Below are 20553 nucleotides of genomic sequence, written 5' to 3' on the forward strand. Positions count from 1 at the left end.
CCTTTTTAAATTGTTGCGCTATCAATTCTGTCGTAATCAGCGTGGGTTCCTACAAACCTTATGTAAATAGTTCTGATATCAAAAAATATCATGACTACTAAGCGATAAGTGTTTCCCCTGATATTGAAAACAAAACGATCATTGCCAATTGCATCTACAGAATTGAACATTTCTTTTATTTCATGATAATTTGCCCAATCAGCTTTAGAAGCTAAACGATACCAATTATTTAAAGCGTCTTTTGCATCTGCATGCACTTCGAAAAAATCACGAATTGTTCCGTAACTAATTATAACCATTGATTAACAAATATACGAATTTAGCATTGCATAATAAAATTTAGATTTTTGAAATTATATTATGCAATGCTAAGAAATAATTTAGGTTTTTAAAAGAACATTGCTACCCTCAGTTTTGCAAAAAATGGAGTACCAGGTGTAAAACTCATCTGATCTACGGGCGCACTTTCACCTCTCAACTGACTAATCTCTTCCGCTTCAAATTCGTTCCATTTGGTGTTCAACAAATTCTCAATAGTTAAACCTACGTCATAGCGTTTTTTGGCATAGTTCAGTTTTAGGTCGATTACATAATAGCCGTCGGCAACCAACATATTTGTATTATTGCCCGGGCGGCGATGCATGTAGCGATAACTTAAACCGCCGTTTATGCCGTTATCAAACTTAAAATCAAGTCCGGCGGTGCTGGTAAAGGTTGGGGCCAGTGCTAGGTAGCCTGTATTTTTTGCACTATCGGCCAATCGTGGCCTTGCCAGGTTAACATTCAAATCAGCAAAAGCCATTTGGCTAACTGATACCGTGCAGATAGGTCGACACCCAAACATTTTAAAAACCTTCCCTCTTCAATCGAAGGGGGAAGGTAATGACGCAAGTGATGGTGCGAACTTACTCTGCTGATACTGTTTTATTACTGTTACCACCAAATGGGAAAATCAATTTAAAGCTGATGTTTCTGCCCATATTGTAAATGCCCTGGCTTTGTTTAGTTACTGTAACCGGTGTTCCGTTATAGGCAAGGAAGTATTGTGCCAGGTTCAAGTGATCAGCATATGCTACATTGGTCAGGTTGTTACAATTAATGTATAAAGAGCATACTGTTCTACCTGTTTTAGGGTTAACAAAATTGGTTCCCACGCCTGCATTAAACAGGGTATACTGTGCAGAGGGGATTTCAGTATAGAACGCACTGTAAACATTATTTTGCGCCCAATCATGCTGTAAGCCGAACTTTAAATAAGTCCCTTTTAAAATAGAGTTGTGCCCGTCGTTCAACCTTAACTTAACTTCTGAATTTAAATGCGGGGCCGGTATATAGGGCAGATGCTTGGTTGAATCCGTCTCATTAGGAATATGAGAATAAATATAAGTGAAGCCGTTATCTATCTCCAGCCATTTAGCGGCTGCCGGATGAATATTTAAAAAGCCGGAAATACCGGTTATGATTGCTGTATTGGTAGAAAGGTATTGGTATATAGGAAATCCCCCGGAAAGAGAATCCGTGCGGTTAGCAAATATGAAATTGCTGATATGGTTATAAAAGCCGTCTGCCTCCACACTCACATCTTTGCCATCATAGCCATAAACTAAATCTATTTGGTAGCCCTGTTCCGCTTTTAGGTCCGGGTTACCCACCTGCACCAAGTTTGAACCAATATTCAAACCGTTACTGGTCAATTCGTTGATCGCAGGGGCGCGATAGCTTTTTGAAACATTCAGTTTCACATAATTATTATCCGGTAACTGGTAAGATGCACCGATGCTCCCTGATAAACCGCTATAAGTATTGTTAAAGGCTGAAAATTGCACAGTAGATCCCGGCGTTCCAGTCGGGACAATATTACCGACATCATTTAAAGACATCGGGTCACCTACAAAGTCCGTTCGGTCAAAGCGTAAGCCACCGCTCAATGTCAGGTTTTTAAAGTTCTTTTCCACGATGGCATAGCCCCCAATTTCAAAATTGGTATAGTTGGGTATTTCATAATCGGGTACATACGGTGGAGGCGGGGCAGCTCCATTACGCTGGAACTCGTAAGTGCCATTAATACCGGTGGTCAGCTTCAATCCGGAATTATCGCCCGCTATCTGGTATTTGAAAGAGAAAGGTATATCGTTTACCAGCAAATTTAGTGAGCCAACACTCCCGGTATCGATATCGTGGTGAACGCTCCGGGTAAATCCGACATCCAGCCCGAGACGGCCTTTGCCCACATTGATGCTGTTTTGCCACCAGGCCTGGTATTCACCCAAATTTTTATCACTGGCTATGTTAGCGTTATAAGATAAGAAGTCAGACCTTGTAGGGTATATCTTTCCGTTTTGCGGAAAATCAAACATAAAGCGTCCTGTACTGTCGCGGTTGCCATTAGGCAATTCTATCCTGCGGTGCAACGCGCTTAAGGTAAGGCGTGAATAGCCCCATGACCGATTGATGCCGAGTACCAACCTGCCATTTAATTGGTTCCAGGCAGTACCCCAAACATAGCCGTCTTTAGGGTTAGAGTAACTGTGCGCTGCTTCGCCGCTTGCTTGCAATCCCCATACAAATCCATTGTGGTTGCCTGCTATGTTTAGAGAGGTTCCCAGGTAGCCATTATTTGTGTGGTATTCAGTAAGCACACTTCCCAAAACGGTTCCGTTTTCAGGCAAAGGCGCCGATTTAAAACTGATTACACCAGCTTCCGCACTGGCACCATATTGCAGCGAAGCCGGCCCCCTTATAATTTCGGCATTATGCACCGCATAAGGATCAATTAATATACCATGATCGTCTCCCCATTGAAAATCTTCCTGTGGCACGCCGTCCATCAGGGTCAATACGCGATCAAATCCCAATCCGTTAATCTGAGGCTTAGTGGTACCCGATCCTTCCGTAGTCGCATTAATGCCGGGTAGTGAGGAAACCAGGTCAATAGCTGTATTCGCAACACCTTCCCGGATCATTTCATTGGTCACTACGGTAATGGGTATGGTTGCACGTTTTCTTGTAGTTGTGTTACCCAAAGCTGTTACCACAACGTCTGAAAGTTCATAATTGGAGGTTGATAGCTTAAAATCAATAGAATACGTATTGCCCAGATCGACCACTTTGGTCTCGCTGGCATAACCAATTGCACTTACCTGGAGCATGTATTCGCCCTTGGGCAGTCCTTTAAGCAAATACGTGCCATTTGCATCTGTACTTGTTGCTATTTTTAAATCGGGGATAGTAATGGTTACACCGGGTACAGGCTGGCCAGTAACTTTATCGGTCACTTTACCCTTAAACAGATGTTGCGCCTGTGCTAGTTTACCGGCAAAAACAAGGAAAATGGTAAACAGTACCACTTTTTTAAAAATGTTCATGTTATAGAATATAGAGTTCACAGCTTTTAATAAGGCTTTTGAGCTATTAGTAAATGAATAGTTAAGATGATCTTACTTTTTCCAGATCTAACTCAATTGGCATTTCGGAGAAATCTTATACACGCGCTAAGCAAATCGCATAAGATTTCTCCGCCTTTAGGCGAATCGAAATGACATTTCGGTTTTAGTAGTTCTGGAAAAGAAATAAATGGATGAATTATCCTAGCTGTGGAGGGCGGAAAATAGCATTGTAGCCATCGGGTAGCTTAATGCGGTTATTGGGAATAGCGATTACCTGCAGCAGCTGCGTGTAAAACTTAATTTCGGGGATAGCTTCGCAATAAGATTCCTGTACCAGGTTCTTTTGCGCTTCGCGTTCCGCGGCGTTTTGTTTTTCTTCAGCCTGTTTGATCTTTTTCATCAGGTAACACTTACCGTTACAATGCAGCCATGGCTTGTTACGGTTCTCACAAAGCTTGGTAGCAATGTAGTTTTTGTTGAGTTGGTACCCCGCGTAAATAAAAAAACGCGAAAAACTACAGCTAATGATAGCGATGATGAGCAATACGGCTGTTAGTTTGTACTTCATGAATTAATGCCGCAAAATTAGCCGCATTTGTATGTTTTGCAACCTTATCTGTAAAAAAAGTACTTTCCTGATATTTTATAGTGAATAGGGCTTTGAAATATATTGAGTAGTGTAAGTAAAACCCCGATCAGTTAATTAATTGGATAATACCCAAGTCTTTACTATATTTAAGCCTTCTCAATTTATAGCCTTACCAGTTTACAGCCATTTTTATGTACAAATATTTTATCGTCCTTATTTTTTTATGGGCCAATTATGCCTGTGCCCAATCAGCAGTTCAACCCCGGTTATCTATGTTTCAGGTAACGCTAACCCATCAGGGCGTGTATCCTTCAAATAATTATACATCACTAGGAGGCACAAAATGGAAACTGCAAACCGGTGGCAAGATATTTTCTTCTCCTGTTGTATATAATAATGTGGTTTATGTGGGCAGCGGAGATAGTAATCTGTATGCCGCAGATAAAACAACCGGCAATATCTTATGGAAATTTAAAACCGGCGGAGCTGTACATTCAACGCCTGCAGTCAATAAGAATATAGTTTACTTCGGTAGTTATGACGGCTTCTATTATGCGCTAAATGCGACAACAGGTAAGCTGAAATGGAAATTTAAAACAGGTGGCGAAAAGCATGTAGGATCAAAAGGACTATGGACAATGAAACCTGACGATATGTATATGGATGATCTTTATGATTTTTTCCTGTCGTCGCCAATTGTTAGTCCTGATCCAACAAATCCGGTGATATACTTTGGCAGCAGCGATGGTAACCTATACGCCTTGAATGCACTTACAGGCAAAAAGAAATGGTCGTTTAAAACCAATGGCATTATACACACCAGTCCAGCTTTATACAATGGCAATATCTACTTTGGCAGTTGGGACACCTTCCTATACGCAGTTGACGCCCAAACAGGTAAATTGAAATGGAAGTTCGAAACCGGCAAACAACCTGTATATCATGTACTGGAAGGTATCCAGGCGTCTCCAACATGTGCTGACGGCATGGTATATTTTGGCTCGCGCGATGGATATTTTTATGCACTTGATGCTGCTACAGGTTCTACCGTGTGGAAATACGCTGCCGATAACTCGTGGGTTCTAACTACAGCAGCGTTAAAAAATGGTACGGTTTATTTGGGAACATCGGATACTTATCTTTTCGTGGGCTTAGATGCTAAAACCGGCAAAGAAAAAATACGTTATAAAACCAACGGCTATGTTTACTCATCGCCTGCATTAGCCGGCAACACAGCCTATTTTGGAGATTTTACAGGCAGTCTGTGTGCTGTGGATATCAATTCTGGCAAGCTTACGGGCCAATTTACGACACCTGACAGAGCAGCAAATGCTAAACAGGTATTGAATGATGAAGGTAACATTGATTTTAACCTGTTGGTGAAAGGTAAAGATCTGTCGCAATATGCAACCAGCGTAGGTGCTATGAATAAACTCTATACGCTTGGGTCTATTGTTTCATCACCTGCAATCAGCAATGATGTAGTTTATTTTGGCAGTGCCGATGGTTGTTTATACGCTGTTGGCTTGAAATAATGGAACAAGTAAGCCTCGCTAACCGGCGAGGGGCTACTTAATTATTTATTTATCGGAAGCACGTTTAAGCGTACTGTGAAATTTCATGTCCTGGTAAGTGATATTCATAGAGATAGAATCTCCATCGGCAAAATATTTACCGGCGTGGGGTATAACAATACCTTCGGGATTGGTGATGCTGAATTTAATGTCAGTACCGCTTATCTTGCCGCTATCTAACTTTAATTCGATATTCTGCGCGTTGGCTGTTCCGGTTAATTTGTCGCCATCAACTTTAAAAATATAATTGAGGTCGATGTTATTACCGTCCGGACCTGTAATAGCACCGGCCCATTTTCCGTTCACATCGGCTATAACAGCAGCGATGGAAACTACAAAACAGCAAACCAATGCTGTGGCAATTAAGATCTTGGTTTTCATAATGCTTAGTTTTTATCTATGATGCTATAATTTGACAATGCGTTACAATAAAAATCATTTAAAATATAAAATCCTCTTTTCGCGAAATAAAAGGAGGATTTTATGTAAAGCTAAGAGTTGATGATATTATTTGTCAACGGCTCTTTTTAATGTGGAATGCATAATCATACCCTGGTAATCAATATTCAGGCTGATAGAATCACCGGCACTGAAATATTTTCCTGAATTTATCACTTTCACCCCATTCACATCAATAGCAAATGAAAGGCTGTCTCCTTTTACTTTCCCCTCAGTCAGGTCAATAGATCCCTGTGGAGATTGTCCCGTACCGGTTAACTTATCGTTGTCTATTTTAAACGAGTAATTAAGCGGGTATTGGTTGCCATCGGGTGCAGTCAAAACGCCGCTCCATTTGCCATTCAGATCTGCAAAAAATGCAAATGCACCAATAAAACAGCATACCAGCGCAGTTGTGATAAAAAATTTTCTTTTCATGAGTTTTTAGCGATTAAATTGTGTTGATGTATTTTAATTAAGACAACAGATTAATACTTATGTTACAGATAATCAGGCTATAAAAAACCCCGCCATAAAGCGGGGTCTTTCTTACTATGAACTATTTTAGGTTGAATGTCATTTGTCAGCAGGGGCGCGTTTAAGCGTGGTGTGTATTTTCTGTCCCCCGAAATCTATATCCAGACCGCATGAGTCAGCATAAAGCTTGCCGCTGTGCGGATAATCGTTGCCATCAACAGTTACTTTAAAAGTAAAGGTATCACCGGTTAATTTACCGTTATCAACAGTTACTTCTCCTGCAGGTGACTCAGCAGTTCCTGTCAGTTTATCACCATCTATTTTAAAGTTATAGGTAACAGCAAGATCGTTGCCATCAGGAGTTTTAATAACGCCGGCCCATTTGCCGTTCAGGTCGGCAATAACAAACGACATTAAAAGAATAAAGCAGCAAACTAAAGCAATGGGGGCGTAGAATTTTCTTTTCATATTTTGGAGGTTTTTAAAGTAATAAATGTAAGATTTTTATTACGAAATGAAAATAAACAGGATGTTAAATTTTGATGTCTGAAGCATGATTTATAGGATTTTTAAATTTACATGATTATTGCCTGTCCGCGATTAAAATCAAGATAATCTTTTAATCCTACTAATCATAGTTCAGATAAATTTATTCCCCTATTTTACCAGCCTCATTAATACATTTTACATTATCAGGTTAAAATCCGGTTAATATCGGGTAAATTTCCTGCTTATTTTGGTTGGTAATGCCTGTATCTTTGGATATAGGTAATACTGAATGAAGAAATTAAGTGCCCTTATATTAACCTTTTGCAGCCTTGGTGTTTTTGCGCAGAACAAGGATTACCCCATACAACCAGTACCTTTTACCAGCGTAAAACTGACCGATCAGTTCTGGACATCACGTATAGAAATTAACCGTACCGTTACTATCCCGGCATCATTTGCCAGGTGTGAGAGCACGGGCCGTGTTAAAAATTTCGAAATGGCCGCAGAGCATAAGGGCAAGTTCTGCACAGTATATCCTTTTGATGATACTGATATTTATAAAACTATAGAGGGTGCGTCCTATTCATTGGCCGAACATTCAGATCCAAAGCTATCTGCTTACTTAGATTCTCTGATTACTATAGTAGGCAAAGCGCAGGAACCAGATGGCTACCTGTACACTGCACGCAGTATCGACCCTTTACATCCGCAAGCTTGGGCAGGCCCTGAAAGATGGGTGAATGAGCAAAAAATGAGTCATGAGTTGTACAACTGCGGTCACCTTTACGAAGCCGCCGCTGCACATTATATGGCAACAGGAAAACGTACTTTACTTAACATCGCCCTAAAAAATGCTGACCTGCTGGTACGCACTTTCGGACCGGATAAGCTGCATGTAGCACCTGGCCATGAGATTGTAGAGATGGGTTTGGTAAGACTGTACCGAATCTCAGGGAAGAAAGAATATTTAGACCTCGCCAAGTTCTTTATCGACCAGCGTGGCCATAAACAATATGATGCCAAAAGTAAGGATGAATGGCAAAATGGCATGTATTTCCAGGACAATAAACCCGTAGTTGAGCAGGACGAAGCCGAAGGGCATGCCGTTAGGGCGATGTATCTATACTCTGGCATGGCCGATGTCGCCGCATTGACTGGCGATACAGCATATCTGAAAGCCATCGATAAGATATGGGAAAACATGGTGGGCAAAAAAATGTACGTGCAGGGTAGCATCGGTGCTGTTGGCGATGGTGAACGTTTTGGTGACAACTATGAATTACCCAACGCCACTGCTTATAACGAGACCTGCGCAGCCATAGGCAGCGTGTTCTGGAATCAGCGCATGTTCCTGCTGCATGGTGATAGCAAGTACGTCGATGTAATGGAAAAAACGCTGTACAATGGTTTAATATCAGGTGTTGGTTTGGATGGGAAGTCGTTCTTCTATACCAATGCCATGCAAATCAAAAACAGCTTCGCCGGACCGGATACTGAGCCTGAACGTTCAGGGTGGTTTACCTGTTCCTGCTGCCCAACCAACGTGGTGAGGCTCATCCCGTCAATCCCCGGTTACATCTATGCTGAAAAAGGCAATGCGATTTATGTGAACCTGTTTATCAGCGGCACGGGTAATTTGACCGTGAACAACAAGGCGGTAAAGATTACCCAGCAAAATAATTACCCATGGGATGGGGACCTGAAGTTCACCATTGACCCAGCTGAAAAAATGGATATGAACCTTAAAATACGCATCCCCGGCTGGGCACAAAATGAGGCCATCCCATCGGACCTGTATAGCTACGAGAAAAAATCAATACAGGGAGTAGAAATAAAAGTGAACGGTATGCCGGTTAATTACCAAATAGAAAAAGGCTATGCCGTATTGAGCCGTAAATGGAAGAGGAACGATAAAGTAGAAGTTATCCTGCCGATGGATGTGCGCAAAGTTGTAGCCAACACCAACATACCTGATGATAACGGTAAGATAGCCCTGCAACGCGGCCCGATTATGTATTGTGCTGAATGGAAGGACAATAATGGCTTGGCTAGCAACATCATCGTACCAAAAAACACGGTATTTAAAACGCAATATGAACAGGGACTGCTAAACGGTGTTATGGCATTGAAAGCAGATGTGAAAAGCATTAACGTAGATGCATCAGGGCAAAATGTAAATACTCAGGATGCTACGTTAACCGCGATACCTTATTATGCCTGGGCCAATCGTGGTAAGGGGGAGATGATGGTTTGGTTCCCGGAGCAGATAAAGTATGTGGATTTACTGACGAAGTAAACTAGACTCACCCCCCAACCCCCTCTCTACAAAGTAGCGAGGGGGGCTAAAAAATAGAAAATCCCTCTTTGCATAGCAGAGAGGGTGGTCGAGCGAAGCAAAGACCGGGTGAGTCAACTATACGCTAATGCGGTTTTAAAAGGATAATAACGGTAATTAATCAATTATAAATGAAATTAAAGCTCTGCCTACTAATTGCCGTCCTGACAGCGTCCTTTTTAAGGTCATCCGCCCAGGAAATCAACCTTTCACAAGGCTGGAAATTTAAGATAGGCGATTCAACTGCATGGTCATCCCCACAATACAACGATAACGGTTGGCAAGCAGCAGATGTAAGCAAACCCTGGGAGGAACAAGGTTATGCTAAAACGGATGGATTTGGTTGGTATAGGGTGCGAGTGGAAATCCCTTCATCGATAAAAGAAAAGGCATTTATAAAAGACAGTCTGCATTTCAATTTGGGTTACCTGGATGATGGCGGCGAGGTTTATTTGAATGGCAAGCTGGTTTATAAAAACTATAAGACCGGCAGCGATATTCAGCATGGCATTTACGGGCCCGGGTCTTTTTCAGTAGCGGCAAATAACCCGGCTATAAATTGGGATAAAGAAAATGTATTAGCTGTTAGAGTATTTGATACAGGCGGTGCAGGTGGCGTATACGGCGATAAATTCGATATAAAAATGGTGGATCTGATGGATAACGTGAACATCAATACCGATGGCAGTTTTTATTACGAAGAAAAAACCATGAGCAAATCCATCAGGCTAACCGCTTCTGGTGGAAGTTACAATTATGTGGGCAAACTCTATTTTAAAGTGACTGATCCCGAAACGGATACTATCATCTATCAAAAAACAAATGATGCGCATTTTGCAGCGCACAGCCCATTTACCTATACGTTTACTTTAGCCAGGCTGGAAAAGAAATCATACAAGATCACTTACACTTTTACCGATGAACATTCGGGTAAGCAGATCACCAAAACTGAGGGTGCGCCCTATATTTTGACGCCTTACGTAAAGGCAAAACCCAGGATTAATGGCCCGGACGTTTTTGGGGAACGTCCGGCTAATCCGTTCTTGTACAAAATTCCGGCAACTGGGCAAAAACCACTGACTTACAAAGCGGATGGTTTGCCTGCAGGATTGACACTAAATACCACAACCGGCATCATCACTGGTATTGTAAGCGATAAAGGTGACTACCCGGTAACATTTACAGTAACCAACTCACTGGGCAGCAATACTAAAAAGTTCACCATCAAAATTGGTGATTTGATTGGCCTGACGCCTGCTTTGGGATGGAACAGCTGGAACGCATGGGGCTTGACAGTGAATGATCAGAAGGTAAGAACATCAGCCAATGCCATGGCCGATAAACTAAGCGCTCATGGCTGGAGTTATATCAATATTGATGACGGGTGGGAGGCTGCAAGCAGAAATACCAATGGCGAGATCGTGACAAATTCGAAATTCCCGGATATGAAGGGATTGACTGATTATGTACATAACTTGGGTTTAAGAATGGGTATCTATTCATCGCCAGGTCCTAAAACCTGCGGTGGCTATTTGGGCAGCTGGCAACACGAAGATCAGGATGCCAAAACTTATGGCGATTGGGGAATTGATTATTTAAAATATGATTGGTGTTCTTACTCGCAGGTTAGTCCGCAAAATCCTACGCTGGAAGATTTTAAAAAGCCGTACCAGGTAATGCGGGCCTCATTGGATAAGGTACACAGAGATATATTGTTCAGCTTTTGCCAGTACGGTATGGGTGATGTGTGGAACTGGGGTGCTGAAGTTGGCGGCAATAGCTGGCGCACTACGGGTGATATTGAAGATACCTGGAAAAGCATGTCAACCATTGGTTTTAGTCAGGATAAAACAGCAGATGGCGCAAAGCCCGGTCATTTTAACGACCCGGATATGCTGGTAATCGGCAAAGTGGGTTGGGGCGATCACCAGCATAATACAAGATTGACGCCGGACGAGCAATACACGCATATCAGCTTGTGGAGTTTATTATCAGCACCGTTGCTGATCGGCTGCGATATGGGACATCTGGATAGTTTCACCTTAAACCTGCTAACTAATGATGAAGTACTGGCCATAGATCAAGATGCATTAGGCAGGGCAGCAAGACAGACATTTAAGAATGACACCTACCAGGTTTGGACAAAAGACCTGGAAGATGGCAGCAAAGCGATGGGGATATTTAATACATCAGACAAGTATCAAACTATCAAATTAAATAAAGCAGAAACAGGTTTTAACGGATATACCAAAGTGCGTGATGTATGGCAGCAAAAATACGTCATCACCAGCGGGCCGGAGTTTGTGACGAAAGTGCCGCCACATGGGGTTATTTTGATCAAGGTATCGAAGTAAAGCCCCACCCAACCCTTTCCGCCAAAGGCGGAAGGGCTTAATAGAAACGGATTAAATAACATAAAATAAAAAAAGTCTCCCCGCCAATTGGGGGGGAGATTTAGAGGGGCTAAATATGAAATTTACATGGAAAGGGGTATTCCCCGCAGTGACAACAAAATTTACTGATAATGATGAACTTGATTTTGCAGCATTTGATCATAACATCACAGCGCAGTTAGAAGCCGGTGTTGATGGGTTTATTTTAGGCGGATCATTAGGTGAAGCCAGCGTATTGAGCGACGAAGAAAAATTCGCTTTGCTAAAACATACTGTTGAGTTTGTGGATGGAAAAGTGCCTGTACTATTAAATATAGCAGAGCAAACCACCAAAGCAGCCGTAGCCTGTGCCAAAAAAGCTTTGGATTACGGAGCAAGCGGTTTAATGCTATTGCCACCGATGCGCTATAAATCTGACGATAACGAGACGCTTGCCTTTTTAACGGCGGTTGCCAAAAGTACACCACTGCCTATCATGATCTACAATAATCCTGTTGATTATAAGATAGAAGTGACTTTGGATATGTTTGCAGAGCTGGCAAAGTACGATAACATACAGGCGGTAAAAGAGTCAACAAGAGACGTATCCAACGTTACCCGTATGATCAACCGCTTTGGCGACAGGTTCAAGATCATGACAGGGGTTGACCCATTAGCTATGGAAAGCCTGGTTATGGGCGCCGATGGCTGGGTAGCAGGTTTGGTTGATGCTTTCCCGAAAGAAACAGTTGCTATTTATCGCCTGATCAAAGCCAACAGGATTAGCGAGGCGTTAGCTATTTACCGTTGGTTTTTGCCTGTGCTGGAACTGGATATCCATCCAAAATTGGTACAGTATATTAAGTTGGCAGAGGTTGCAACAGGCATCGGTACCGAAAATGTGCGTGCACCACGATTAAAAGTTGAAGGAGCTGAGCGCGAAAAAGTGTTGAAGACAATCAATGATGCGCTGGCTCTTCGTCCGAAATTGCCGGAAGGTAGCTGGGGCAGAGTGGGTAAATTACAAACTGCATAAGCCTCACCTAAACGGCTAAGCCATCATGAACACCTTATAAAATCAAATTATGGGTGAATAATCCTCTCCAAAGGAGAGGACTTTACTTACTTTTATAACAAACTCTTTTGATCAAAAAAGAGTTTAGAAACTATGGAAACAGGAAATTTAATAGGATATCAATATAAAGAAGCAAGAGGCAATGGCTTTAGAGCGATCGACCCATCTACGGGCAACCAATTGCCAGGGGATTTTTATACAGCGGATTCGGCCGATGTAGATTCGGCTTTAAATCTTGCAGAAAAGGCGGCTGCTATTTACCGGTACGTCGATAAAAAAACGAAAGCTGCCTTTTTGCGGAGCATTGCCGAGGGAATCACCAACATTGGTGACGAACTGGTAGAACGTGCCATGGCCGAGACCGGTTTACCGCAAGCCCGTTTGCAGGGTGAGCGCGGAAGAACAACCGGTCAGCTGAACATGTTTGCCGATTTGGTGGAGGAAGGCTCATGGGTGGAAGCAGTGATAGATAATGCTTTGCCAGACCGTCAGCCTGCCGCACGTCCGGATATCCGTAAAATGCTGATTCCAGTGGGACCTGTAGTAGTATTCGGAGCAAGTAATTTTCCTTTGGCATTTTCTGTGGCAGGTGGCGATACCGCTTCGGCGTTGGCAGCCGGTTGCCCGGTGATTGTTAAGGTACATCCTGCACATCCGGGTACAAGCGCATTGGTAGCAGAGGCTATAAAAAAAGCCGCTCAAAAACATGAGTTGCCAGAAGGTGTATTTTCTATCCTCTATGATAACGGCTATACTATTGGAGAGGCGTTGGTAAAGCATCCCAAAACCAAGATCGTAACTTTTACAGGTTCTTTCAAAGGCGGTACAGCGCTGCTCAAAATGGCGCAGCAACGTGACCAACCTATCCCGGTATTCGCCGAAATGGGCAGCGTCAACCCGGTGATCTTATTGCCGGATGCTTTGGAAAGCCGTTACAACCAGATCGCAGAACAATACGCATCATCCATAACTTTGGGTGCGGGGCAATTTTGTACCAATCCGGGTTTGTTGATAGCGATGAAATCTTCAGGACTGGAAAAGTTTAAAAAAGCTTTGGGTGATGCTTTGGCTAAGATCAATTCGTCAACAATGCTTACGCCGGGTATCTGCAAGAACTATTCAGCGTTATCAGCAGAAATGCTGGCAGAACAGGGTGTGTCCATAATTGGCAAAGGCAATCTGAATAACGATAAAGCCAACCAGGCACAACCAATAGTAGCCACGGTAAGTGCTTCGTCGTTTTTGGTCAACCCTAAATTGAAAGAAGAAGTATTTGGACCATATTCATTGCTGGTAGAAGCAGATTTTGAAGTGCAATTGCAACAGGTTTTGGATGATCTGCAAGGACAGTTAACGGCAAGTATAGTGGCTGATGACACCGATCTGGTGAAATACAAATCACTTATACAGGGTATTACAAGTATTGCCGGGCGTGTTATGCTGAATAATGTTCCGACCGGTGTAGAAGTATTACAGGCAATGCAACATGGCGGCCCTTTTCCTGCAACTTCTGATAGCAGATTTACGTCTGTAGGCACAGGAGCGATCAAGCGTTTTGTGCGCCCGGTTAGCTGGCAAAACTGGAGCAATGACTTATTGCCTGATGAATTAAAAAATGGGAACCCGCTAAAAATTTGGCGTTTGGTGGATAATAAAATGAGTAAAGAGTAGTAGTCAGTTCTGCGTTTTGAGTAGGCAGTATCCAATCTTTTACTCAAAACTTAACACTCAATACTCAAAACTAAAAAAACAATGTCGAGTAAAACTTTTTTTTGTATAGACGCCCATACCTGTGGCAATCCCGTTAGACTGGTAGCCGGTGGCGGACCGAATTTGACAGGCGAGAACATGAGCGAGAAACGCCAGCATTTTTTAAAAGAATACGACTGGATACGCAAAGGCCTGATGTTTGAGCCGAGGGGACATGATATGATGTCGGGCAGTATTTTGTACCCGCCGCATAATCCGGCAAATGATGTGGCAGTATTATTTATCGAGACCAGCGGATGTTTACCTATGTGCGGGCATGGTACTATCGGTACAATTACTATTGCTATTGAAGAAGGGCTGATCATCCCAAAAACACCAGGCACTGTGCGCATGGAGGCGCCTGCGGGATTAGTTTTGATCGAATATAAACAGGAAGGTGCTAAAGTAAAATCTGTAAAGCTGACCAATGTACCTGCTTACCTTGCTGCTGAAAACCTGGATATAGAATGCCCTGATCTTGGTACGCTAACTTTTGATGTAAGCTACGGCGGTAACTTTTATGCTATTGTTGATCCACAAGAAAACTTTAAAGGACTGGAAAACTATACCGCCGATCAGCTGATATCATGGAGCAGGGTAATGCGGCAACGGATAAATAAGAAGTATACTTTCGTTCATCCCGAAAATCCGACCATCAATACCTGCACGCATATCCTTTGGACCGGAAAAACCATTTCGCCAGAGGCAACTGGCCGTAACGCTGTTTTTTATGGTGATAAGGCCATTGACCGTTCACCCTGCGGAACAGGAACATCGGCCCGTATGGCACAATGGCACGCAAAAGGGAAACTGAAAAAAGGCGATGTTTTTATCCACGAAAGCATTATAGGCAGTCAGTTTATCGGCAGGGTGGAGGATGAAGTGAAAATAGGCGATAAGCCGGCTATCATCCCAAGCATTGAAGGCTGGGCTAGAGTGTATGGTTACAATACAATAAAAATTGACGATGAAGACCCTTACGCTTATGGGTTCCAGGTGATATAGAGAATTAACAATGAGTAAAGCAATTATAATTGGTGGTGGTATTATAGGCCTTTTTTCGGCGTACTATCTGCAAAAATCAGGTTGGGAAGTAGAGATCATTGATCAGGGGGACCTGTCGGATAACTGTTCGTACGGCAACGCCGGGATGATCACGCCGAGCCATTTTGTGCCCTTGGCAGCACCGGGCATGGTAGAGCAGGGTATACGCTGGATGTTCAACAGCAAAAGCCCGTTTTATGTAAAGCCTTCGCTTAATCCCGAATTGGTTGGCTGGGGATTAAAATTCCTTAAAAGCGCCACAAAAAAACATGTGGATCATTCGGCCGGGGCGTTAAGGGATATATCCATGCTGAGCAAGAGGCTGTATAAGGAATTCGAGAAGGACTCTAATATTGATTTCGGATTGGAGGATAAGGGGATACTGATGCTTTTTAAAAGCCCGAAAATGGCCGAAGAAGAGCAGCATCTAGCCGCGCATGCAACTAACCTGGGTCTTGATGCACAATATTTAAGCCCGGATGAATGCCGTAAACTACAGCCTGGTGTAGAGATAGATATTTTAGGTGCGGTACATTATCATTGCGATGCACATTTATATCCTAATAAATTAATGGCTGGTTTGATTAATTACCTTGAAACGACTAAAGGAGTGACCATTCACCGTAATACCGAGATCGTTAAAATTGCTCATGATGGAGGCAGAATAACTTCAATTAACAGTGCAGATAAGGAATTTATAGGCGATGCTTACGTAGTTGCAGGTGGTGCATGGTCACCTTCTATTGCAAAACTCGCCGGGTTACGTGTTCCATTGATGCCGGGTAAGGGATATTCGTTTATGGTACCACAGGATGAATCTAAACGGATGACCATTCCATCGATATTATGTGAGGCAAGAGTTGCTATTACCCCCATGAATAACAGCATTCGCTACGGCGGTACTATGGAAGTGGGCAAGATCAACACCCAGGTAAATATGAACCGGGTAAAAGGCATTGTGGAATCAGTACCAAAATATTTCCCGAATTTTAAACCGGAAGTTCCGGCGCAGAAGGATATCTGGTTTGGTTTCCGCCCGGTATCGCCGGATGGTATGCCCTATATCGGTTTATCCGGTAAATATAGCAACCTGGCCGTAGCAACAGGTCATGCCATGATCGGGCTGAGCCTGGGACCAGCCACGGGTAAAATTATTAATGATGTGTTGAATGGCACTCAGCCGGAAATGAGTATTAATCCGTTTGCAGTTGATAGGTTTCAATAGCTGTCTATTGCACTTCGTTAATGTAGGCAATTTTTTCAGGGAGGTTTTTGCTAAAAAACTCTTTAAGTTCTTCAGCAGAAGACGGATCCAGGTTTAGTAAAGTGGTCTTCTTACGCTCATCATAAATATTGATAAAGGAGATCGTATCATTTCTCAATACAATTTCCTTTATCTGCCTGATGTCGATTTTCTTTTCATCAAATTTCTCTTGATCATCAAAATTAAAAGCAGATAAAAGATTTTGGTCGAGTTTTATCCATCCTGTTGGCGTATTAATAATTCCTATCAGGATTGCAACTATTCCCGTAACAAAGCCAAGAATAGCGTACATGATTTTTATGTTGAATGCGAAGCAGCCAATTAATGAAAATGCAAATAACAATATTCCTGCAGATACATAGGTCATCATTGAACTGTTGTCATTTAGCGTGGGAACCCAAATTATATCAGCGCGTTTGCCGCGCCGATATTGTATCCTTTCATTGATCCTATAAAATATTAATCCAACCCAAATTAGAAGGAATAAATAGCTGAAGATGTCATATATAAATCCTATAGTAAAGCAAGCCAACAGGTAAGTCGATACTTCTATTATTGTCCTGATGTCTTTTTTCAGTTGGTCGTTCATGCGAAAAGGCTTGTTACTAAGATAAGTAATTTTTTCGCATCAAGTCCAATAGTCGTTTATAACTATAAGATGAAATCGTGGTAAATAGGTTGCTTGTGGGATGTAAATTTAATTACCCGGCACACTATAGTAGTAGATAGGAGCAAAAACACCTTCACTGGTAGTATAATAGCCCTTGCCATCAGGCGTAAAACCGATAGCTTCTCCTTGTTTTTCTGCCTGGTAGGGCAATTCCATAGGCTTGTTTTGAATGGTTTTCCAGATGGGTTCATTATTACTGCGTTTCCAGTAATATACCTTCACATAATCTTTTAGTAATACCTGCTGTCCGTCTTTTGAAATGTCCCCGGCAGTGATCCATTTAAAGGGTTTAAACCCATTGAAAAATAGCTTACAGCGCTTTGTAAGGGTCAACGTATCATTAGCCTTAAAATTTAAAGGAGTGGAGTAAACGGTTACTGAATCGGTGCGTTTTGAGACGATATAGATCAGCTTCTCAACAGGATCAACCATTAATGTTTCTGCATCGCGGGGGCCGTCCGGATATTTTAAATGTAGAGGAACAGCATTGGCATTTATGATACTGTCCTTACCAATCCACGACTTTTTCTCTTCCAGGCGGTAAATGGTAATATAAGGGTGCATGGCACCATTATCGCCAATATCACCTAAGTACACATAGCTTTTACCTTTTACAGGACCAATGCCCACGGCTATGTCCTCAACATCCCGGGCGCCAAGTGGTTCTTTTGGGTCTCCTTTATAGTAAATAACCGATTTTATATTTCCTTGTGGCGTAATCGCAAAAAAGCGGCTGGTGTCGCCGCTGTCATTATGAACATAATAGATGCCATTATGGATACCCGATGCCGATATACCCGATATCTCGTCCATCTGTTTATTTTGCAGACGGCCGGTTATATCCAATTTATGCTGCGTATACCGGTGTTCGGCAAACGCTCCCAGGAACAGGATAACTACAATCGGAAGTATGATCTTTATTTTTTTCGACCGGCTCATATACTATTAAACCCTAAGCTCTAAAATCTAAAGCTCAAAAATCAGGCAAAGGAACTAAAATTTTTAAAATAATTGTCTGACCCGTTTTTAACGGTCAAATTAGGTATATGTTTTATGTTCGTATTAAAATTACATACTGTGTACAATTAACACTTTCTGATTGTCTTCAATAATTTCAGCAATGGTACGGTAATCAGCAAGATCAAGCTCCTGTACATATTTACAATTTGCGCTATGGCCCGGTGCTATAAAAACAGGCATATCAAAGCCCATTTGTTGATAATAAGGCGTCATAAATGCCTGTACAGGCAGGCTATTGGCGGTATTAATAATAGGAGTGGTCAGTTTTTTTAACGGTTTCAGCAATAGTCTCACTTCACAAATCTTAAAATTATCATTCAAAGGTATCCAGCGGTTCACCTCGTCAATATCTATCAGCAAAGCATTTTGCCTGATACCTTTTAGCGTACCAATAGTCTCTTCACCATCATTCAATAAGCTTTTTATAACTACCTGCTGCCCTATATATCTGCTAAAAATTATTAGCTGTTCTGCTGTTGTGATCTTATCCATTTTGCTAATTATATTAGCAAATATAATCAAACAGGATTTAAAAACACAAGCAAAATGCTAATATTTTTATTAAAGTATGGTGGTAGCTAAACCAATATTAAAGCCGGTAAACCTTGAGTTTGATGTATTAAAACCGTTGTTGTTGAACAGTTTATAAAATGACGGATCAAAAACTGCTGCAAAATGCCGGGTGATATAATATTCCATCCCGATGTCAATTTTTGTGGCGAGGTTATAACTGGATATGTTATTTATTATAACGCCGCCGGATGTACTAACGGCACGCTCAAAGGTGTGGATGCCCAGCCCTGGTTGGATAAGTCCGTATAATGCCCACCTGCCGAATTTTTTACGATAACCTGGTCCGGCTATTATAAAATCCGTTGATAACTTACCGTGTATGATATTAGTGGGAATAGTGCTCACAAAACTTGTATAGTTATTGTTTAACGCATCATAATTTATCCTGAAAAATATATCATTGATATAAGTGGGCCTGTATTCAATTGCTGTATTTATTGCAAGTCCGTTATATAAACGCGTGTGGATGTTTTCAAAAGGCATGCTTATACCTATAGAACCCGGGAAATAAAACCTGGAGCTTATGTCTTCGATTTGTGCAAATGTGGTAGACACAGAAATGCAAAAGAAGATCGTTATCAATAATATAATGCCCCTGGTGGATAGCATAAATATTGATTTAGAGATGATCTTCCGTATAATTTTTGCGTTCCAGTTTCTGAAAAGGAATCTTAACTACGTTCAGAAATTTGCCATTCACATCCTCATCCATATGAGTATCAATACCAAAATGGGTATCTTCTCTATCCAGTTCCTTAAAAGTGCCGAATATCCTGTCCCATATACTTAATACATCTCCATAATTGCAATCGGTATAAGGTAACCTGTAATGGTGGTGCACATGATGCAGGTTCGGGGTGATGAATATCAGACCGACGATTTTATTAGCTCTGTCTGATAACCTGAACTCAGTATGCGCAATGATATTTGCGAACGTTTGGAATATCTGCCGGATGATCAATACCCCGATAACCGGGCCAAGCAGGAATACCCAAAGCGTTAAAAAGCCTGTGCGTACAAATGTTTCGACCGGATGTTCTCTGGTTGTAGTGGATACATCTACCTTAAGATCACTGTGATGTACCAGGTGGAACCTCCATAATGCATCAATCTTATGCATAATAACGTGATAGGTGTACTCGCAAAGGTCCATCAATACAAATGCAACGATATAATACATTATTCCATGAGTATGGAAATGCATTAGATTAAGCAATCCCCAATGATGGAAAGTGTCCCACTTTAATACAATAATAATAAAGGTGGTTAATAAAAGCTGTATCGGCAACGCTGTGAAAATAAACATCAGGTTGACCGACGAATGTCTGAACTTTGATCTTAAGCCATCAGCCGAAACCAAAACTTCGGCGAGCCATAAAGATGTAATTACTGTTGCGTAGAGAATGATCTGGGTTAGATCCTCATGAGTTGAAAAAAAATGACGTAGCAATGCCATAGGGGGTTAGCAAAATTAATCAGGGTGCGAATATATAATGTT

The 20553-nt window shown here is 41.9% G+C and carries 19 protein-coding genes; 7 read left to right on the top strand and 12 right to left on the bottom strand.

Annotated elements, in window-relative coordinates; translation table 11 throughout:
• Positions 1 to 5: 5 nt before the first annotated feature.
• The 4 genes from ACPPVU_RS07450 to ACPPVU_RS07465 form a co-directional block, all read right to left on the bottom strand.
• On the bottom strand, positions 6 to 299 hold the full coding sequence (locus ACPPVU_RS07450) for a type II toxin-antitoxin system HigB family toxin (protein WP_426671056.1): 294 nt from the start codon (positions 297 to 299) through the stop codon (positions 6 to 8).
• Positions 300 to 388: 89 nt separating this feature from the next.
• Complete coding sequence (locus ACPPVU_RS07455; protein ID WP_426671057.1) at positions 389 to 802, bottom strand: hypothetical protein; 414 nt, start codon at positions 800 to 802, stop codon at positions 389 to 391.
• A 103-nt stretch (positions 803 to 905) separates the two neighbouring features.
• Positions 906 to 3365 carry a TonB-dependent receptor gene (locus tag ACPPVU_RS07460; protein WP_426671058.1) on the bottom strand — a complete coding sequence of 820 codons (2460 nt, stop codon included), beginning with the start codon at positions 3363 to 3365 and terminating at the stop codon, positions 906 to 908.
• A 217-nt stretch (positions 3366 to 3582) separates the two neighbouring features.
• Entirely contained in the window at positions 3583 to 3954 is a 372-nt protein-coding gene (locus tag ACPPVU_RS07465) for a hypothetical protein (RefSeq protein ID WP_426671059.1), read from the bottom strand.
• A 212-nt stretch (positions 3955 to 4166) separates the two neighbouring features.
• Between ACPPVU_RS07465 and ACPPVU_RS07470 the strand changes: the two genes are divergently transcribed.
• Positions 4167 to 5510, top strand: a complete 1344-nt coding sequence (locus ACPPVU_RS07470) for a PQQ-binding-like beta-propeller repeat protein (RefSeq protein WP_426671060.1) — start codon at positions 4167 to 4169, stop codon at positions 5508 to 5510.
• 45 nt (positions 5511 to 5555) lie between these two features.
• Here ACPPVU_RS07470 and ACPPVU_RS07475 read toward each other — a convergent pair whose 3' ends face one another.
• The 3 genes from ACPPVU_RS07475 to ACPPVU_RS07485 all read right to left on the bottom strand — a co-directional run bounded on the left by ACPPVU_RS07475 (position 5556) and on the right by ACPPVU_RS07485 (position 6932).
• Positions 5556 to 5930, bottom strand: a complete 375-nt coding sequence (locus ACPPVU_RS07475; RefSeq protein WP_426671061.1) for a hypothetical protein — start codon at positions 5928 to 5930, stop codon at positions 5556 to 5558.
• 126 nt (positions 5931 to 6056) lie between these two features.
• Complete coding sequence (locus ACPPVU_RS07480) at positions 6057 to 6425, bottom strand: hypothetical protein (protein ID WP_426671062.1); 369 nt, start codon at positions 6423 to 6425, stop codon at positions 6057 to 6059.
• 138 nt (positions 6426 to 6563) lie between these two features.
• Positions 6564 to 6932 (bottom strand): hypothetical protein, encoded by a 369-nt coding sequence (locus ACPPVU_RS07485; RefSeq protein ID WP_426671063.1) that lies wholly within the window; start codon positions 6930 to 6932, stop codon positions 6564 to 6566.
• A 310-nt stretch (positions 6933 to 7242) separates the two neighbouring features.
• Between ACPPVU_RS07485 and ACPPVU_RS07490 the strand changes: the two genes are divergently transcribed.
• The 6 genes from ACPPVU_RS07490 to ACPPVU_RS07515 all read left to right on the top strand — a co-directional run bounded on the left by ACPPVU_RS07490 (position 7243) and on the right by ACPPVU_RS07515 (position 16753).
• Entirely contained in the window at positions 7243 to 9249 is a 2007-nt protein-coding gene (locus tag ACPPVU_RS07490) for a glycoside hydrolase family 127 protein (protein WP_426671064.1), read from the top strand.
• Between the two features lie 170 nt (positions 9250 to 9419).
• Complete coding sequence (locus tag ACPPVU_RS07495) at positions 9420 to 11642, top strand: putative Ig domain-containing protein (protein ID WP_426671065.1); 2223 nt, start codon at positions 9420 to 9422, stop codon at positions 11640 to 11642.
• A gap of 115 nt (positions 11643 to 11757) precedes the next feature.
• The gene (locus ACPPVU_RS07500; RefSeq protein WP_426671066.1) at positions 11758 to 12696 is read left to right on the top strand and encodes a dihydrodipicolinate synthase family protein; all 939 of its coding nucleotides are present in this window, start codon (positions 11758 to 11760) and stop codon (positions 12694 to 12696) included.
• A gap of 132 nt (positions 12697 to 12828) precedes the next feature.
• Positions 12829 to 14406 (top strand): aldehyde dehydrogenase (NADP(+)), encoded by a 1578-nt coding sequence (locus tag ACPPVU_RS07505; RefSeq protein ID WP_426671067.1) that lies wholly within the window; start codon positions 12829 to 12831, stop codon positions 14404 to 14406.
• A gap of 81 nt (positions 14407 to 14487) precedes the next feature.
• The gene (locus ACPPVU_RS07510) at positions 14488 to 15489 is read left to right on the top strand and encodes a 4-hydroxyproline epimerase (protein ID WP_426671068.1); all 1002 of its coding nucleotides are present in this window, start codon (positions 14488 to 14490) and stop codon (positions 15487 to 15489) included.
• 10 nt (positions 15490 to 15499) lie between these two features.
• Positions 15500 to 16753 carry an NAD(P)/FAD-dependent oxidoreductase gene (locus ACPPVU_RS07515; protein ID WP_426671069.1) on the top strand — a complete coding sequence of 418 codons (1254 nt, stop codon included), beginning with the start codon at positions 15500 to 15502 and terminating at the stop codon, positions 16751 to 16753.
• 4 nt (positions 16754 to 16757) lie between these two features.
• Here the strand turns inward: ACPPVU_RS07515 and ACPPVU_RS07520 are convergent, their stop codons facing one another.
• The 5 genes from ACPPVU_RS07520 to ACPPVU_RS07540 form a co-directional block, all read right to left on the bottom strand.
• A complete protein-coding gene (locus ACPPVU_RS07520) occupies positions 16758 to 17381 on the bottom strand; it encodes a hypothetical protein (RefSeq protein ID WP_426671070.1) in 624 nt (207 codons plus the stop codon).
• Positions 17382 to 17489: 108 nt separating this feature from the next.
• Positions 17490 to 18401 carry a hypothetical protein gene (locus tag ACPPVU_RS07525; protein WP_426671071.1) on the bottom strand — a complete coding sequence of 304 codons (912 nt, stop codon included), beginning with the start codon at positions 18399 to 18401 and terminating at the stop codon, positions 17490 to 17492.
• Positions 18402 to 18530: 129 nt separating this feature from the next.
• The gene (locus tag ACPPVU_RS07530; protein WP_426671072.1) at positions 18531 to 18974 is read right to left on the bottom strand and encodes a hypothetical protein; all 444 of its coding nucleotides are present in this window, start codon (positions 18972 to 18974) and stop codon (positions 18531 to 18533) included.
• A gap of 69 nt (positions 18975 to 19043) precedes the next feature.
• Positions 19044 to 19664 carry a hypothetical protein gene (locus ACPPVU_RS07535; protein ID WP_426671073.1) on the bottom strand — a complete coding sequence of 207 codons (621 nt, stop codon included), beginning with the start codon at positions 19662 to 19664 and terminating at the stop codon, positions 19044 to 19046.
• A 10-nt stretch (positions 19665 to 19674) separates the two neighbouring features.
• Positions 19675 to 20511 carry a sterol desaturase family protein gene (locus ACPPVU_RS07540; protein WP_426671074.1) on the bottom strand — a complete coding sequence of 279 codons (837 nt, stop codon included), beginning with the start codon at positions 20509 to 20511 and terminating at the stop codon, positions 19675 to 19677.
• Positions 20512 to 20553: the final 42 nt, after the last annotated feature.

Origin of the sequence: Mucilaginibacter sp. McL0603 (assembly GCF_049992945.1) — a bacterium.
In the GTDB taxonomy this organism is placed as follows: Bacteria; Bacteroidota; Bacteroidia; order Sphingobacteriales; family Sphingobacteriaceae; genus Mucilaginibacter.

What these genes read in the sequence shown, in the direction of transcription:
- ACPPVU_RS07490 (WP_426671064.1), top strand. Translation starts at nt 7,243, where the DNA reads ATGAAGAAATTAAGTGCCCTTATATTAACCTTTTGCAGCCTTGGTGTT.
- ACPPVU_RS07530 (WP_426671072.1), bottom strand. Translation starts at nt 18,974, where the DNA reads ATGGATAAGATCACAACAGCAGAACAGCTAATAATTTTTAGCAGATAT.
- ACPPVU_RS07510 (WP_426671068.1), top strand. Translation starts at nt 14,488, where the DNA reads ATGTCGAGTAAAACTTTTTTTTGTATAGACGCCCATACCTGTGGCAAT.
- ACPPVU_RS07515 (WP_426671069.1), top strand. Translation starts at nt 15,500, where the DNA reads ATGAGTAAAGCAATTATAATTGGTGGTGGTATTATAGGCCTTTTTTCG.
- ACPPVU_RS07470 (WP_426671060.1), top strand. Translation starts at nt 4,167, where the DNA reads ATGTACAAATATTTTATCGTCCTTATTTTTTTATGGGCCAATTATGCC.
- ACPPVU_RS07480 (WP_426671062.1), bottom strand. Translation starts at nt 6,425, where the DNA reads ATGAAAAGAAAATTTTTTATCACAACTGCGCTGGTATGCTGTTTTATT.
- ACPPVU_RS07455 (WP_426671057.1), bottom strand. Translation starts at nt 802, where the DNA reads ATGGCTTTTGCTGATTTGAATGTTAACCTGGCAAGGCCACGATTGGCC.
- ACPPVU_RS07475 (WP_426671061.1), bottom strand. Translation starts at nt 5,930, where the DNA reads ATGAAAACCAAGATCTTAATTGCCACAGCATTGGTTTGCTGTTTTGTA.
- ACPPVU_RS07535 (WP_426671073.1), bottom strand. Translation starts at nt 19,664, where the DNA reads ATGCTATCCACCAGGGGCATTATATTATTGATAACGATCTTCTTTTGC.
- ACPPVU_RS07495 (WP_426671065.1), top strand. Translation starts at nt 9,420, where the DNA reads ATGAAATTAAAGCTCTGCCTACTAATTGCCGTCCTGACAGCGTCCTTT.
- ACPPVU_RS07540 (WP_426671074.1), bottom strand. Translation starts at nt 20,511, where the DNA reads ATGGCATTGCTACGTCATTTTTTTTCAACTCATGAGGATCTAACCCAG.
- ACPPVU_RS07485 (WP_426671063.1), bottom strand. Translation starts at nt 6,932, where the DNA reads ATGAAAAGAAAATTCTACGCCCCCATTGCTTTAGTTTGCTGCTTTATT.
- ACPPVU_RS07520 (WP_426671070.1), bottom strand. Translation starts at nt 17,381, where the DNA reads ATGAACGACCAACTGAAAAAAGACATCAGGACAATAATAGAAGTATCG.
- ACPPVU_RS07450 (WP_426671056.1), bottom strand. Translation starts at nt 299, where the DNA reads ATGGTTATAATTAGTTACGGAACAATTCGTGATTTTTTCGAAGTGCAT.
- ACPPVU_RS07465 (WP_426671059.1), bottom strand. Translation starts at nt 3,954, where the DNA reads ATGAAGTACAAACTAACAGCCGTATTGCTCATCATCGCTATCATTAGC.
- ACPPVU_RS07525 (WP_426671071.1), bottom strand. Translation starts at nt 18,401, where the DNA reads ATGAGCCGGTCGAAAAAAATAAAGATCATACTTCCGATTGTAGTTATC.
- ACPPVU_RS07505 (WP_426671067.1), top strand. Translation starts at nt 12,829, where the DNA reads ATGGAAACAGGAAATTTAATAGGATATCAATATAAAGAAGCAAGAGGC.
- ACPPVU_RS07460 (WP_426671058.1), bottom strand. Translation starts at nt 3,365, where the DNA reads ATGAACATTTTTAAAAAAGTGGTACTGTTTACCATTTTCCTTGTTTTT.
- ACPPVU_RS07500 (WP_426671066.1), top strand. Translation starts at nt 11,758, where the DNA reads ATGAAATTTACATGGAAAGGGGTATTCCCCGCAGTGACAACAAAATTT.